15 protein-coding genes are annotated in these 15,406 nt (G+C 58.4%); 4 read left to right on the top strand and 11 right to left on the bottom strand.

Annotated elements, in window-relative coordinates; genetic code table 11:
• Positions 1–58 precede the first annotated feature (58 nt).
• A complete protein-coding gene (gene pncB / locus ACR0BT_RS05995) occupies positions 59–1,351 on the top strand; it encodes a nicotinate phosphoribosyltransferase (protein ID WP_170394888.1) in 1,293 nt (430 codons plus the stop codon).
• Here the strand turns inward: pncB and ACR0BT_RS05990 are convergent.
• The 5 genes from ACR0BT_RS05990 to ACR0BT_RS05970 form a co-directional block, all read right to left on the bottom strand.
• Entirely contained in the window at positions 1,348–2,799 is a 1,452-nt protein-coding gene (locus ACR0BT_RS05990) for an aldehyde dehydrogenase family protein (protein ID WP_480762716.1), read from the bottom strand. The two genes, pncB and ACR0BT_RS05990, sit on opposite strands and share 4 nt — an antisense overlap.
• 36 nt (positions 2,800–2,835) lie before the next feature.
• On the bottom strand, positions 2,836–4,434 hold the full coding sequence (locus ACR0BT_RS05985) for an ABC transporter ATP-binding protein (protein ID WP_480762715.1): 1,599 nt from the start codon (positions 4,432–4,434) through the stop codon (positions 2,836–2,838).
• Entirely contained in the window at positions 4,431–5,246 is an 816-nt protein-coding gene (locus ACR0BT_RS05980; protein ID WP_170408556.1) for an ABC transporter permease, read from the bottom strand. The genes ACR0BT_RS05985 and ACR0BT_RS05980 overlap by 4 nt, the downstream gene beginning before the upstream one ends.
• Positions 5,243–6,190, bottom strand: a complete 948-nt coding sequence (locus ACR0BT_RS05975) for an ABC transporter permease (RefSeq protein ID WP_170426057.1) — start codon at positions 6,188–6,190, stop codon at positions 5,243–5,245. The genes ACR0BT_RS05980 and ACR0BT_RS05975 overlap by 4 nt, the downstream gene beginning before the upstream one ends.
• A gap of 155 nt (positions 6,191–6,345) precedes the next feature.
• Entirely contained in the window at positions 6,346–7,833 is a 1,488-nt protein-coding gene (locus ACR0BT_RS05970; RefSeq protein ID WP_170466674.1) for an ABC transporter substrate-binding protein, read from the bottom strand.
• A gap of 171 nt (positions 7,834–8,004) precedes the next feature.
• Between ACR0BT_RS05970 and panB the strand changes: the two genes are divergently transcribed.
• From panB to glpK, 3 genes are all read left to right on the top strand, one after another.
• Entirely contained in the window at positions 8,005–8,844 is an 840-nt protein-coding gene (gene panB / locus ACR0BT_RS05965) for a 3-methyl-2-oxobutanoate hydroxymethyltransferase (protein ID WP_223117231.1), read from the top strand.
• Positions 8,841–9,692, top strand: a complete 852-nt coding sequence (gene panC, locus ACR0BT_RS05960; protein ID WP_223117232.1) for a pantoate--beta-alanine ligase — start codon at positions 8,841–8,843, stop codon at positions 9,690–9,692. Before panB ends, panC begins: the two co-directional genes overlap by 4 nt.
• Positions 9,693–9,762: 70 nt before the next feature.
• The gene (glpK, locus tag ACR0BT_RS05955; RefSeq protein WP_480762714.1) at positions 9,763–11,241 is read left to right on the top strand and encodes a glycerol kinase GlpK; all 1,479 of its coding nucleotides are present in this window, start codon (positions 9,763–9,765) and stop codon (positions 11,239–11,241) included.
• Here the strand turns inward: glpK and smpB are convergent.
• The 6 genes from smpB to arfB all read right to left on the bottom strand — a co-directional run bounded on the left by smpB (position 11,238) and on the right by arfB (position 15,300).
• Positions 11,238–11,720, bottom strand: coding sequence for an SsrA-binding protein SmpB (gene smpB / locus ACR0BT_RS05950; protein WP_170394914.1), 483 nt, complete (start codon positions 11,718–11,720; stop codon positions 11,238–11,240). The two genes, glpK and smpB, sit on opposite strands and share 4 nt — an antisense overlap.
• 44 nt (positions 11,721–11,764) lie before the next feature.
• Complete coding sequence (idi, locus tag ACR0BT_RS05945) at positions 11,765–12,307, bottom strand: isopentenyl-diphosphate Delta-isomerase (RefSeq protein WP_170394917.1); 543 nt, start codon at positions 12,305–12,307, stop codon at positions 11,765–11,767.
• Positions 12,308–12,451: 144 nt separating this feature from the next.
• Complete coding sequence (locus ACR0BT_RS05940; protein WP_170394920.1) at positions 12,452–12,865, bottom strand: c-type cytochrome; 414 nt, start codon at positions 12,863–12,865, stop codon at positions 12,452–12,454.
• 112 nt (positions 12,866–12,977) lie between these two features.
• A complete protein-coding gene (locus tag ACR0BT_RS05935) occupies positions 12,978–13,991 on the bottom strand; it encodes a P1 family peptidase (RefSeq protein ID WP_480763028.1) in 1,014 nt (337 codons plus the stop codon).
• An 82-nt stretch (positions 13,992–14,073) separates the two neighbouring features.
• Positions 14,074–14,820 carry an SDR family oxidoreductase gene (locus ACR0BT_RS05930; protein ID WP_170613402.1) on the bottom strand — a complete coding sequence of 249 codons (747 nt, stop codon included), beginning with the start codon at positions 14,818–14,820 and terminating at the stop codon, positions 14,074–14,076.
• Positions 14,821–14,880: 60 nt separating this feature from the next.
• Positions 14,881–15,300 (bottom strand): alternative ribosome rescue aminoacyl-tRNA hydrolase ArfB, encoded by a 420-nt coding sequence (arfB, locus tag ACR0BT_RS05925; protein ID WP_170394928.1) that lies wholly within the window; start codon positions 15,298–15,300, stop codon positions 14,881–14,883.
• Between the last annotated feature and the right edge of the window lie 106 nt (positions 15,301–15,406).

Raw genomic sequence — 15,406 nt, 5'->3', positions numbered from 1 at the left:
CGACTCTTGCCATTTCGTGCTCCGATTGATCTAACAACGGAAATTGCAGGAGGTCCCCATGGTCGATATCGCGACGCGGGTCTACAATCATAAATGGAAGATTGACCCGATTATCCGGTCATTGATCGACACAGATTTCTACAAACTGCTGATGTGCCAGTCAGTGTTTCGAAATAAGCCCCAAACCGATGTGGTGTTTTCGCTGATCAACCGGTCGAATCACGTGCCATTGGCCCGTTTGATCGATGAAGGCGAGCTGCGCGAGCAGTTGGATCACATCCGCTCGCTAAGTCTGAGTCGTGGGGAAAGCACGTGGTTGCGGGGCAATACATTCTACGGCAAGCGTCAGATGTTCCGCCCGGATTTCATGGAATGGTTCGAGAACCTGCGCCTGCCCCCTTACCATCTTGAGCGTAAGGGTGATCAGTATGAGCTGACCTTTGAGGGTAAGTGGCACGAGGTCATGCTATGGGAGATCCCGGCGCTGGCCGTACTGATGGAATTACGCTCACGCGCGGTTCTGAACGATATGCGCCGGTTCGAACTACAGGTGCTCTATGCCCGTGCAATGACACGCGTATGGGAAAAGATAGCCCAGCTTCGCACTATTGAGGGGCTTGGGATCGCGGATTTCGGTACGCGGCGGCGGCATTCCTTCCTTTGGCAGGACTGGTGTGTGCAGGCCATGATTGAAGGTTTGGGCTCGTCCTTTACCGGAACGTCCAACTGTCTGATCGCAATGCGACGCGAAGTTGAGGCTATTGGCACCAACGCACATGAACTACCTATGGTGTATTCTGCGCTCGCCGAAGACGACGCCGCGCTTGCGCAGGCGCCCTATGACGTCCTCAGCGACTGGCACGAGGAACATGATGGAAATCTGCGCATCATTCTGCCCGACACGTATGGCACCAAAGGGTTTCTGGACCGCGCGCCTGACTGGCTGGCAGGCTGGACCGGCATTCGCGTTGACAGCGGCGACCCCGCAACCGGCGCAAAAATCGCAATAGACTGGTGGAAATCACGCGGCGAAGACCCGACGCAGAAGCGGGTTATTTTCTCGGACGGGTTAGATGTGGACAAGATACGCGAATTGCACGCTCAGTTCGCGGATCAAACCAATGTCTCGTTCGGCTGGGGTACGTTGCTGACCAATGACTTCCGCGAACTTGTACCGAATGACGCATTGGCTCCCTTTTCGCTAGTCTGCAAGGCGGTCTCGGCCAATGGCTACCCGACGGTCAAACTATCTGACAACCCGGAAAAGGCGATGGGACCCGCCGAGCAGATTGAGCGGTACAAGCGCGTCTTTGGCGTTGGTGCGCAGGAGCCGATCGAAGTGATCGTTTAGCCGTGGTAGGCCGCAACCGTTTTCAGTTGTGAGAAACCATAAAGCGCCTCGAACCCTTTTTCGCGGCCATGGCCGGATTTTCCAACGCCGCCAAAAGGCAGCTCGACACCTCCGCCCGCGCCGTAGTTGTTAATGAACACCTGCCCCGAACGCAAACCCTTGGCCAGCCGCATCTGCCGCCCACCATCTCGGGTCCAGACGCTAGCAACAAGGCCATATTCGGTGCTATTTGCTATGGTTAGAGCCTGTTCTTCGGTGTCAAACGGGATCAGAACCTGTACGGGGCCAAAGATCTCATCCCGCGCCAAGGCATGATCGGGCGGCACATCCGAGAACAATGTGGGCCGGACATATGCGCCGGATTCGGGTGCGCCAGCCGCAATCTGGCCCTCGGCGGCAATCGCCAAGTCCGAGCCTTGGTGAAGGAAACCGGTCACGATTTCTTTTTGCCGTGTTGAGATCAGCGGACCGACGCGCAAATCCTGGACCGCCGGTCCAACGGTGAGTTCTTGATAGGCAGTCGCCATACGGGATTTCACCGCATCATATACACCGCGCTGCACCAGAATGCGCGACGAGGCCGAGCAGGTCTGGCCCGCATTCTGTATACCCGCATTCACCAGATACGGCAGCGCGGCATCCAGATCGGCGTCTTCGAAAACCAGTTGCGGCGACTTGCCGCCCAGTTCCAGTGTCACCGGAACAACGTTTCGTCCCGCCGCCTGCTGAACCAACGCGCCTGTCGCGACCGAACCGGTGAATGAAATGTGATCCACACCCGGGTGTGCCGACAGGGCCGCGCCCGCCTCAGCCCCCAGGCCGGGCACCACATTCAGGGCACCAAGCGGAAGGCCCGCCTGTATCGCCAGATGCGCGAAGGCCAGTGCGGTCAGGCAGGCCTCTTCCGCCGGTTTCAGAACACAGGCGTTACCCATTGCCAGCGCCGCCCCGACAGAACGGCCAATGATCTGCATCGGATAATTCCACGGCACGATGTGGCCGGTCACACCATGCGGCTCGCGCAACGTGTAGACGGTATAGCCATCCAGATAGGGAATGGTCTCGCCCATCACTTTATCCGCAGCACCACCATAAAATTCGCAATACCGCGCCAATGCTACCGCATCTGCCCGCGCTTGGGTCAGCGGTTTGCCGACATCCATCGCCTCTAGCTGTGCCAGTTCATCCACTCGGTCCAGAACCAGTTGCCCCAGTCGGGTGAGAATACGCCCTCGCTCCAGGGCCGTCATGCGACCCCAATCGCCATCGCACGCGGATCGGGCGGCCCGCACTGCAGCGTCGATATCGGTTTCGCCACCTCGAGCGATCTGGCAAATTTCGGAACCGTCCGAGGGATTCACCAGCGGCAAGGTTTGACCTGACGCGGGCATTTTCCATTCTCCGCCGATCAGGCAAAGGTTGGGATCGAACCAGAGGGGGTTAGTCATCGGAAGCTCCAATATCAGGCTCTATACAAGGGTTTTTCATGCAGCGCCTCGTCCAGTCTCCGGAAATTTCGGTGCCGCATTGATCAGAGTTCTTGTGTAAGGATGCTGAGGCTCTGTGAAGACTTGCTCGGTTTCACCCTGTTCCACAATCTTGCCGGCCTGCATCACCAACACACGGTCGGTGATGGTTCGAACCACGCTCAGGTCATGGCTGATGAACAGGTAAGTCAGATCGTAAGCCGCACAAAGCTCGGCCAGCAGGTCGAGAATTTGGGCGCGGACCGAGACATCCAGCGCCGAGACAGCCTCATCAAACAAGATCAACTCGGGTCGAATAATCAGAGCGCGCGCAATAGCGATACGTTGCCGCTGCCCACCCGAGAATTCGTGAATGTAGCGGCCCGCATCATCGGGGCTTAGGCCAACGGCGGTAAGCATCTCAGCGACGCGATCCTGCCGTTCAGAACCGGTTGGCGGGGTGTCCAGCAAATGAAATGGCTCGGTGATCAGGCGCGCGACCCGGTGGCGAGGATTGAAGCTGCCATAAGGGTCCTGAAACACCACCTGCATCTTGCGTCGCACTGCCAGATTGGGTTTGTGGCCGGTGAAAACAGGCTGACCATCAAGGGAAATGCGGCCTTGCTGCACCTCCTCCAAGCCCAAAATAGCTCGTGTTAGGGTCGATTTTCCACAACCGGACTCTCCAACCAGCCCTAAACGCTCCCCCCGATTCAGGGTAAAGCTGACATGATCGACGGCCCGATGATGACCGGGCGTGGCAAACAGGCGCGTTCGGGGCAGACGGTAGTCCCGCACCACGTTCTCGACCTCAAGCAACGCTCGCGGTGCAGGAGAGGTCGGCAGGTTGACTTGATGCCCCGAAGCTTCGAACAGCATACGGGTGTAAGGGTGCTGCATATGGCGCAGGAGATGATCTGTTGCGCCCGTTTCAACAACCTCCCCATGCCGCATGACCACAATCTGATCCGCCATGTCTGCAACCACCGCCAAATCATGCGTGATCATCAGCAGACCCATGCCGTACTCCGACACGAGCCCTTTAAGCAGATCAAGGATTTGCGCCTGCGTGGTCACATCAAGCGCCGTTGTCGGCTCATCCGCGATCAACAGTCGGGGGCGCAGTGCAATCGCCATGGCGATCACCACTCGCTGGCGCTGACCGCCTGACAGTTCGTGAGGATAACGCTTCAACGGAAACCTGTCGGTTGGCAATCCAACCCGGGCTAGAACCTCTTCGGCCCGAGCGCGCGCTTTGGCCGGGGGCATGGCCTTGTGGATCAGGATAGTCTCCATAACTTGATCGCCGATGGTCTTCACCGGGTTCAGGGCAGTCATCGGCTCTTGGAAAACCATTCCGATCGCAGCGCCCCGCAGCGCACAAATCTCGGCCTCAGACCGGTTCAGCAGGTTCTGGCCCTCTAACTCTAGCACCCCATCTACTTCGGCATCGTTTGGCAGCAACTGCATCACGGCAAAGGCTGTCATTGATTTGCCCGAACCGCTTTCTCCGGTCACAGCCACGATCTGCCCAGAGGCAATCGACAGGTTGATCTTCTTTAAAATCGGCGTGCCATGGATAGCCAACGAGAGGTCCTTGATTTGCAAAAGACTCATGCGCGGGCCACCCGTATCCGAGGGTCCAACCAATCGCGCAAGCCATCTCCCAGAAGGTTCAGGCCCAGAACCGTCACGATGATGGCTAGACCCGGAATCAGAGCCAAATGCGGGGCAAAACTAACCATCGTCTGCGCATCGGCCAGCATTCTGCCCCAGCTTGGCGTAGGCGGTTGCGCACCAAGACCGACATAGGACAGCCCGGCCTCGGCCAGAATGCCAAGTGAGAACTGGATTGTTCCCTGAACAATCAGCAGATTGGCGACATTGGGCAGGATATGTTCAGCCGATATCCGTGCCGCGCCTTTGCCTGACACGCGGGCGGCAAGGATAAACTCGCGCTCCCAAAGAGACAAAGCCGCGCCTCGGGTGATGCGGGCAAAAACGGGGATGTTGAAGATACCGATGGCGATGATCGCGTTAATGGCCCCGGCACCAAAGACGGCAGTGATCAGAATGGCGATGACGAGAGAGGGGAATGCAAAGACCAGATCATTGCCGCGCATGATGAATTCATCTAGCCACGATCCACTGCGCGCAGCGGCTGCCAGACCCAAGGGAACGCCCAGCGCCATACCAATCCCGACCGCGACCAGCGCCACCGCAATCGAGGTGCGCGCACCAACCATGATCATCGAGAACATGTCGCGTCCGAAATGATCGGTACCGAACCAGTGCTGCGCGCTGGGTGGCTGCAGCTTGGCCGGAATGCTCAGCGCGGCGTGGTCGTATGGGGTCCAGACAAAGGACACCAGCGCTGCCAGCACCACCAGTGAGGACAGCGTCGCGCCAAGGATCAGGTTGCGGCTCATGTCCTGCTCCTCAGCCTTGGATCGACTGCGGCATAGGCCAGATCGACAAAAAAGTTCACCATGATGACGGCAAAGACCAGCAGCATAACGACCGATTCCACGACGATCAGATCGCGCGCCGATATGGCCTGAAAAACCAGCCGCCCGAGGCCGGGTAGATAAAACACCTGTTCGATGATGATCGAACCCGCCAGCAGGAAGGAAAATTGGAGTCCAATGATCGTCAGTACTGGGATCAGAGCATTCCGCACTCCGTGTCGCCAAAGCGCCTGCCGACGCGAAAGGCCCTTGGCGCGTGCAGTGCGCATAAAATCCTCGGCCAGAATATCCAACAGAGCCGAGCGCATAACCCGCGCAAGGATCGCCGCTTGCGGCAGGGCCAATGCAATGGCTGGAAGGGTCAGCGAATGTAAACCGGTCCAAATGCCGTTCTCCCAACCCGCGAAACCGCCGGCATTGAACCAACGCAAATTGATGGCAAAGACCAACACCAGCATCATCGCGAACCAGAAATTCGGCACCGCGATACCAAGCTGAGTCGCACCCATCACGGTCAGATCACCCGGTTTGCCGCGCCGTGAGGCTGCGTAGATACCGGCGGGGAAAGCAATCAGCGTGGACAGGGTCAGTGCGTATAAAGCCAGCGGCAATGACACCCACAATCGATCTGCGATCATCTGCGACACGGGTGTGCGATAGGTGTAGGACGTACCAAAATCCCCAACCAGCATTCCGCCGACCCAGTTGAAGTACCGCTCGATCTTCGAGACATCGAGGCCCAGTTCAGCTCTCAGCGCAGTCAATGTATCGGCCTGCGCGTTCACGCCCAGCATGAACGACGCCGGATCGCCGGGCGCGACCTCGATCACTGCAAAGATGACAACCGAGGCGACGGCCAGGCTCAGGATCAGCGACAGCAGACGTTTGAGGGCGTAGCGGAGCATTTGGAAACGTTAGGGTCACATCCCGTGTGGGTCCAGCGCCTAAGGCACGAGAAGATAGACAAAAAGAAACCCGCCAAACCAGAATCCTTGTGGGTTTCATAGTGCAACAGTTCGCGCCGGGGCGCTGGCCATCGCCCCGGTCCAACTCTGTTCTTCTATTCGGACCAACTGATCCCGGTCAGATCGATCGCTGCCGTGGGTGCGTTTTCCCATAGCCCCTCAACACCGGCCTTGGCCACGCCAAGCTTGGCAAGTTGAAACAGATACCCGTTGACGTAATCGGTCGAAATCAAGCGCTGAGCCTCACCCAGCAAACGTGTGCGCTCATCAGGGTCCGTGGTCGAATTCAGCGTGTCCATCAATGCCTGAAAGTCGGTGCTGTCATATTGGAAGTAATAGTCGGGCCGGGCATAAATACCGATATCCATCGGCTCGGTATGGCTGACGATGGTCAGGCCAAACTCCTTGCCCTTGAACACGCTTTCCAGCCATTGCGCCCATTCCACATTGATGATCTCGGCGGTGATGCCAATATCGGCCAGTTGGGCAGCGATAATTTCACCCCCGCGTCGGGCGTAGGAAGGCGGCGGCAAGTGCAGCGTGGTCTCGAACCCATCGGGATACCCGGCCTCGGCCAGCAGCGCCTTGGCTTTTTCCGTGTCATAGGCCGAATTGCCGGTCAGATCGACGTAAGCCGGATTATGCGGAGCAAAATGCGTACCGATGGGTGTGCCATAGCCGAACATAGCCCCATCAATGATTGCCTGCCTGTCAATCGCGTGGGCCAATGCCTGTCGGACCAATATGTCATCAAACGGGGCTTGTTTGTTGTTGGTCGACAGAATGGTTTCCCCCTCGGTCGAGCCGACAAGAACCTGAAAGCGCGGATCAGCCTCGAACTGCGGCAGATTCTCAGGTGCGGGGAAGTTGTCGAACACGTCCACATCCTCGGCCATCATGGCGGCAAAGGCGGCGGTCGGATCCGAGATGAACTTAAACGTTGCGGTCTCTAACGCGGGCTGTTCGCCCCAATAGTCGGGGTTGCGATTCAGGATGATGCTGTCACCCTGCAGCCAGTCAGAGAAGGTGAAGGCCCCCGTGCCAACCGGATTGGTCTTGATATTCTCGATGCTTTCGGGCGCAACGATCACCGCGTCACCCCAGGCGAGATTGAAAAGGAAGTTCCCGTTCGGCTCATTCAACGTCACCTGAACGGTCAGGGGGTCCACCACCTCGACACTTTTAATGCCCGCAAACAAAGCCTTCTGCGCATTGGCGCTGTCTTCTGCCGTGGCGCGATCAAGGGTGAACTTGACGTCCTCGGCATCCATCGTTGTGCCATCGTGAAATGTCACACCGTCGCGCAGCTTGAATGTGTAAACGGTACCGTCATCCGAGATTTCCCAGCTTTCGGCCAGCCCCGGCACCACCGAGCCATCCCCCATGAACCGGGTCAGGCCTTCGAAGATATTGGTGTAGACAACCGAATCGATAGCCTGCGCCGCAGCGCTGGTCGGGTCCAGATGCGGTGGCTCAAGCTGCATGGCGATGGTGATGTCAGATTTGGCCATGGCCTGCGTGGCAAACAGGCCCGCGCCAAGGACCAGGGCCGACGCGAACGAGCGAAAGCGCTGCTTTGTCATGAAAATCTCTCCCCACTGAAATTGGCTAGCCCTGCTTTTTTCGGGCCGATCTGCGACCAATGTCCTCGCAAACCCGGGGTCAATCAAGGAATTGTTGGCGCAACCGGGGTTTCTTTGCGCCTGCCGCATCTGCTATGCCGCGCTGCAACATGAACCCTGCGAGGAGCGAGCATGAGCGCCACCGCCCGCAAGAAAGCCCCGAACGCCGAGGATATCCGCGCCCGGAAAGGTACTGATCCACTGGTCTCGTTGACCGCCTACACAACACCGATGGCGCAGTTGATGGATGCGCATTGTGACTTCGTTCTGGTCGGTGACAGCGTCGGCATGGTGTTGCACGGGTTGACGTCGACCCTTGGTGTGACGATGGAGATGATGATCATGCACGGCCAGGCCGTTGCCCGTGGTCTGGACAAGGCAATGATGGTGATCGACATGCCTTTCGCCAGCTACGAGCATGACCCGGCTCAGGCATTCCGCAACGCAGCCCGGCTGATGTCGGAAACAGGAGCTGGGGCGGTTAAGCTGGAAGGTGGCGTCGAGATGGCTGAAACCATCCGGTTTCTGGTCAAACGCGGGATCCCGGTGATGGCACATATTGGCCTGACACCGCAGTCGATAAACACTTTGGGTGGCTATAAGGTACAAGGGCGCGACGAACAGGCCGATGCCGTATTGACCGACGCCCGGGCAGTCGCCGAAGCAGGCGCGTTTTCGGTCGTGTTAGAGAAAGTTCCGCAGGGTTTGGCCAACCGGATTACCGCTGAGATTGCGATCCCCACAATCGGAATTGGTGCCTCGGCCGGGTGCGACGGGCAAATTCTGGTGGTGGACGATATGCTTGGATTTTTCACCGCCTTCAAACCGAAATTCGTCAAACGCTATGCTGATCTTGGCCCGCTGGCCGAAGCCGCCATTGCTGAATACGCAGCCGAGGTTCGTGCGCGAAGCTTCCCGGCACACGAACATGTCTTTGCCGATGCCGTACCCGTCAAAGGACCCAAGTCATGACCGCGCCAATTCTGCGTCGACTGGCAGACTTGCGCGCTCTGACCCGTGATTGGCATCTGAATGGTGAGGTGATCGGAGTTGTCCCCACCATGGGTGCGCTGCACCAGGGGCATCTGTCGCTGGCCGAAGCCGCGAAGACGGCTTGCGACCGGGTGATCGTGACGATCTTTGTAAACCCCAAGCAGTTCAACAACCCCGAAGACCTCGCCAACTATCCGCGCACCGAACAAGAAGACGCGAAAAAGCTCGCGCCTTACAACGTCGATGCGATATACGTGCCCGACCCGGATGAGATTTACCCTGATGGCTTCGCCACCACAGTCTCGGTCTCGGGTCTGACCGACGCGATGGAGGGAGAATTCCGCCCGGGTCATTTCGATGGTGTGGCAACAGTTGTCGCCAAGCTGTTCCTGCAAACGCAAGCGGATCGAGCCTATTTCGGGGAAAAAGACTATCAGCAGCTTATGATCGTCCGCCGGATGGCCCGCGACCTCGATATACCGATCGAGGTGATTGGTTGCCCCACGGTGCGTGAACCTTCGGGCCTCGCAATGTCTTCGCGCAATCAAAGGCTATCCGAGGATGGTCTGGCCATCGCAGCCGAAAAACATCGTATCATGCGTGCAGTTGTTCAGGCGCTGGAAAGCGGCGAAGAATTCGAAGCTTTGGCTTCTCAGGCACAGGCCGATCTTTTGGCCGCCGGCTTCAACGAAGTGGAGTATCTGCAACTACGCTGCGCTGAAAAGCTGGAGCCTATGACCCATGCCAAACGACCCGCACGACTGTTTGCGGCAGCCTTGGTCGACGGCGTGCGGCTGATCGACAATCTACCGGTGTCTCCGGTCTGATTTCCCCTCTGGCACGTTTGGTTGTGTTTGCGCTAAAGTCCTGCAAAACCAAAGCGGGAGGGGCGCAGGAATGACCTATATTCTGGCAATCGATCAGGGCACCACATCGTCTCGTGCAATCCTGTTCGACGCGCAAATGCAGCGCGTCGGCACTGCGCAGCACGAGTTTACACAGCATTTCCCACAGGAAGGCTGGGTTGAGCATGATGCCGAGGAGATATGGGACAGCGTTCTGACGGTTTGCCGTGAAGTGATGCAAACGACAGGTGTATCCGCGGCACAGATCGCTGGTATCGGGATTACCAACCAACGCGAAACCACTGTCATCTGGGATCGCGCCACCGGGGCCCCCATTCACAACGCAATCGTCTGGCAGGACCGTCGCACCGCTGAGATTTGCGAGCGTCTTCGCAAAGCGGGATGCGAGGATGACGTAACTGCCCAGACCGGTCTGCTGCTAGATCCTTATTTTTCAGGCACCAAGGTCAAATGGTTGCTTGATACCGTCCCCGGCGCACGCGACCGTGCCGCCGCCGGAGAGCTGCTGTTTGGCACAATCGATACCTTCCTGATCTGGCGACTGACAGAAGGGCGCGTGCACGCCACCGACGCCACCAATGCGGCCCGCACATTGCTATTCGATATTCACAAAGGGGAATGGAGTACCGAGATCTGCGACTTGCTGGACATCCCCCAAGCTTTGTTGCCCGACGTGCGCGATTGCGCCGCAGACTTCGGATCGACCTCCCTGTTTAGCGGTAATATTCCAATTCTCGGCGTGGCGGGGGATCAGCAAGCTGCCACCATCGGACAGGCCTGTTTCCAGCCGGGCATGATGAAATCCACCTATGGCACGGGCTGTTTCGCACTACTCAACACCGGTACGCAGCCAGTTGAATCGAAAAACCGGCTGCTAACGACAATTGCCTATCAGTTGGAAGGGCAGAAAACCTATGCGCTTGAAGGCTCGATTTTCATTGCCGGTGCGGCGGTGCAATGGCTGCGCGATGCGTTGCAAATCATCGAAACCGCACCGCAAAGCGGTGAACTGGCCGCCAAAGCTGATCCAAACCAGCACGTTGTTCTCGTCCCTGCCTTTACTGGGCTGGGCGCGCCTTATTGGAAACCCGATTGCCGGGGCGCAATCTTTGGCCTGACTCGCAATTCAGGCCGCGCCGAAATCACGCGCGCCACGCTGGAAAGCATCGCGTTCCAGACCCGCGACCTGTGGCACGCCATGCAGGGCGATTGGGGCGCAGAGACTGACGTGATCCTGCGCGTCGACGGCGGAATGAGCGCCTCGGACTGGGCCATGCAGGGGCTTTCCGACATTCTGGGCGCCCCGGTCGACCGCCCGGTGATGCAGGAAACCACCGCGCTTGGTGCCGCATGGCTGGCGGGCATGAAAGCGGGTGTCTACCCGGATCAGGCCGGATTCGCCGAAACCTGGGATCTGGACCGGCGGTTTGAGCCTGCAAAACCCGTAGCTGACCGAGACGCGGCCTATGCACGCTGGCAACGCGCGGTTCAGGCGGCCATGGCGTTCTAACTGTGGTCCTTCATTAAGCGCTGTTTCTGCCGTGACCAGTCGCGCTTGGCCTGCGTTTCGCGCTTGTCGTGCAGCTTTTTACCTTTGGCGATGCCGATCTTGAGCTTCGCCCGACCCTTGTGATTAAAATAAAGCACCAGCGGCACCAGCGTCATGCCTTTGCGTTGGGTCGCGTTCCACAGGTTCGACAGTTCCTTGCGTGACACCAGCAGTTTACGGCGGCGGCGTTCTTCATGTTTGAAGACCTTGGCCTGCTCATAGGGCGCGATATAGCTGTTGATCAGCCATAGCTCTCCGTCATCAACCGACGCATAGCTTTCAGCAATGTTCGACCCACCGGCACGCAGGGATTTGACCTCGGACCCTTCCAGGACAATACCGCATTCGAGATCGTCTTCGATCGCATAATCGAAGCGCGCACGCCGGTTTTCGGCGATCACTTTGTAATTCGGGTCAGTGTTCTGCTTCTGCTTGGCCATGACGCGTTGATGTATGCCGCTTGCGTCCGCCTTGCAAGGCAGGGTTACGAATTGGCCGAGATTATCAGGTCAGGTCCAAATATCGTGTCAGCGTGATTGTGCAGATAAATCTTGAGCCACGGGGTAAAACGGTCGGGGTGCCGCTTCACCTCGGCCAGCAGATCGTGGTAATCGACCCAGCGGATATCCATCACTTCTTCCGGGTTAGGCTCGATTTTCAAGGCTCCACGCACATGGGCCAGAAAGACATCGACCACCTCGTTCTCGACCATTCCATTGCCGACATCGGCGTGATACTCCAATCGATGCCGATATTCGGGATAAAGCCCGGTGATGCCCAATTCTTCGCGCAGGCGCCGGACGGCACAATGCGAAGCGCTTTCGTCCCAATCCGGATGCGTACAACAGGTATTCGCCCATAGACCCGGCGTGTGGTATTTGCCCATCGCCCGGCGTTGCAGCAATATCTCGGTCCCGCGCACGGCAAACACGGACACAGCCTTGTGTCGCAGCCCCTTTTCATGCGCCTCCAGCTTGTCGACGGGTGTCAGTTCGCCCTCAACCCAAGCCGGGATCAAGATTCCCATCTGTCGTCTCCTGTTGGCGATCTCCGGTGCACATGGCCTTACCGGTTTTCCCCAAAGTGGCGCTGATTACAATGTCAATCAATCGCACGAAAGGCCGCAGGGGCTGCGGCATTTCGAAGTTCGTCTGTAAACCTGTTGGCGGAGTTACTCTCCCGAAACGCTCACGATATAGGCGTAAACGTCTTCGGCGCCCTTCTTCAGCTTGAAGGTCATTTTCGACTTGGCCGAGGTTTCCCCCAAATAGTCTTTCAAGAATGCTTTGGGGTCTTGGGCGTAGGCCACGAAAGTCTCTTCATCCCAGACCAGCCCATTTTCGCCCGCGGCCACGATGCTGTCGCCGTATCTGAAGCCTTCTTCAGTGCCGGCGGTGCGGCCTGCGATTCCGTACAGGTTCGGACCCGTCTTACCGCCCTTAACGATAACTTCACCCGCAGGGTCAGCAATCATGTGACAGGATTTGCATTTGTTGAAGGTCTTCTTACCCGCTTCGGCATCACCTTCTGCATAGACAGGAAGGGCCAGCAGACCGGCAATTGCGGTGGCAAGGATACGATTCATAGCTTTTGCTCCGATATGAATTGGCTGCACCGAATGGATCGCTGGCACAGCAGAGAGTCAACGCGCAGATTGCCGCGCGACGGCACTGTGTCACAGGCGATCGGTGTCGTACTTAACCGAAGTCATGTAACTGCGACCAGCAGGGCAGCAGGTCGCCAGTGCGGGGGGAAGCCAGACAGATAGCCCGTGCAATCGCGCGCGCAAGACAGATCGAGGCCGCATGGCCGATCATCGCCATCGCCTCGGGGCCAACCGTGCGCGCGCCGGTGCTGAGACCGAATACCAGATCTCCATCGCCAGGCGTGTGCGCAGGCACGATGGCGCGGGCGATGCCGTCATGGGCTGCTACCGCCAGACGCTGGCATTGCGGTTTGGTCAGCGCTGCATCAGTTGCAACTATAGCAATCGTGGTGTTTGCGCGATCTGGCGGAACAGAATGCATCATTTGCGCCTTGCGGCTGACAAGAGAGGAACCAAGGCCCGAGGCCGGGTCTGGCCCCAATCCACCGAACTCGTCATCGATCTCAAACGGCGCAGCCCAAAAATGCCGATCACCCGGTGTGGTTACGCTGCCAAGCGGATTGGCCGCAACCAGCGCACCGACGGTTACGCCACCCTCAAGCTTTAACGAAGCCGAGCCTAAGCCACCCTTGTGCATCGCGGCCAATGCGCCGGTACCAGCCCCCACCGAGCCCAGTTCAAATTCTGGTGAGGCGGTGAGATACGCAGACTTCCCCAGATCGCGATAAGGATTTTCGGTCCAGTTCTTATCTCCACCATTGAGTAGATCGAACAGAATCGCGCCCGGCACGATGGGCACGACGGCCGAACCGACCTGAAATCCGCGCCCCTGAGCGCGCAATGCGTCTGAAACGCCCGAGCACGCATCCAGTCCAAAGGCCGAGCCGCCGGACAAGGCAATCGCGTCGACCCGATCAACAGTTTTGTCGACCGCCAGAAGGTCGGTCTCACGCGTGCCGGGGGCGCCGCCCATCACATGAACCGAAGCTGTGAACGGGTCGTCCGCCGTCAGGACAGTTGTGCCTGATTTAAGCGTATCATCGTGCGCATTGCCAACCATGAGGCCAGCGACATCAGTGATCAGGTTTCTGGGTCCGGGGTTCATTTTCGTCTCGCGCACTGGGCCGGAAAGCGCGCTGGGGCGCACTGCCTCCGGCGGAGATATTTATGGCCAGATGAAGGGCGGATCAAATGCATCGGCCTCCGTCCACTTCTAGGGCTGTGCCGGTGATCATGCTGGCCTCGTCCGAGCAGAGGAAACAGGCGGCGTTTGCCATGTCTTCGGGGGTTGAGAAGCGACCAAGCGGGATCGTCGACAGGAATTTGGCGCGGATTTCCGGGGTGTCTTCACCCATGAAGGATTTCAGCAGCGGGGTTTCACCCGCCACCGGGCAGATCGCGTTAACGCGCAGGCCCGAGGGGGCAAGTTCGACGGCCATCGTCTTGGTCGCGGTGATCATCCAGCCTTTGGAGGCGTTGTACCAGTTCAGATTAGGGCGCGGCGACAGGCCTGCCGTTGAGGCCACGTTCAGGATCGTCCCCGCGCCGCGTATCTTCATCTGCGGAACAAAGGCGCGCGCGGTCAGGTAGACGGATTTCATGTTCACGGCGAAGACGCGGTCGAATTCATCGTCATCGACGTCCTCAAGTGGGGCCGGCAGGTGCGTCACGCCCGCATTATTCACCAGAATATCAAGTTTTCCGAATTCTTCCGATACCGCATGTGCCATGGCCTGAACCGATGCCGCATCCGAGACATCAACGTGCTGTGCGATGGCATTCGTGCCCTCCGCGGACGCCATGTCGGAAGCCGCTTCGCCATTGATATCTGCGATCATCACGCGGGCGCCTTCGGTCAGGAACTTTTGCGCAATCCCAGCGCCGAACCCGGATGCGCCGCCGGTTACGATGGCGGTTTTTCCCTCAAGCCTCATGGCTTTACCTCCCCTGCGTCTTGCACCGGCAGAGTAGCAACGTGCAGCGAAACTGCCAGATCAATCTTCGGACACTTTGCCTCGCAGGGCTTTGACATCCGCGCGGGCTTTCTTAGCAGCAAGCCTTCGCTTGACCGAACCATAAGTGGGTTTGGTCGCGATCCTGCGCTTGGGATTGACCAAAGCCCGCGTGATCAGTTCAGCCAACCGGGCGCGCGCGATGTCGCGGTTGCGGGCCTGAGAGCGTGTTTCTTCACATTGAATGATGATGGCGCCGTCCTTGGTCCAGCGACGTCCGGCCAGCCGTTTCAGACGTGTCTTGACCGGATCAGGCAAGGAAGGTGAGCGCGCGGCCTCGAACCGCAGCTCAACGGCGGTGGAGACCTTGTTGACGTTCTGCCCACCCGGACCAGAGGACCGCACGAAGCTTTCGGTCATTTCCCAGTCTTGCAGGGCGATATCGTCGGTGATGCGCAACATGGATCGGACCTTACAGGGCGCAGTTGAAAACAAAAAGGGCCGCCCCGGAGGGACGGCCCTTCGAAAGTTCAGGAGGTTGGGTCGGTTAGATCAATCGACCAGCCGG

Source organism: Ruegeria sp. CJ6, from assembly GCF_056536665.1.
This window is presented reverse-complemented; position numbering and strand designations above follow the sequence as displayed.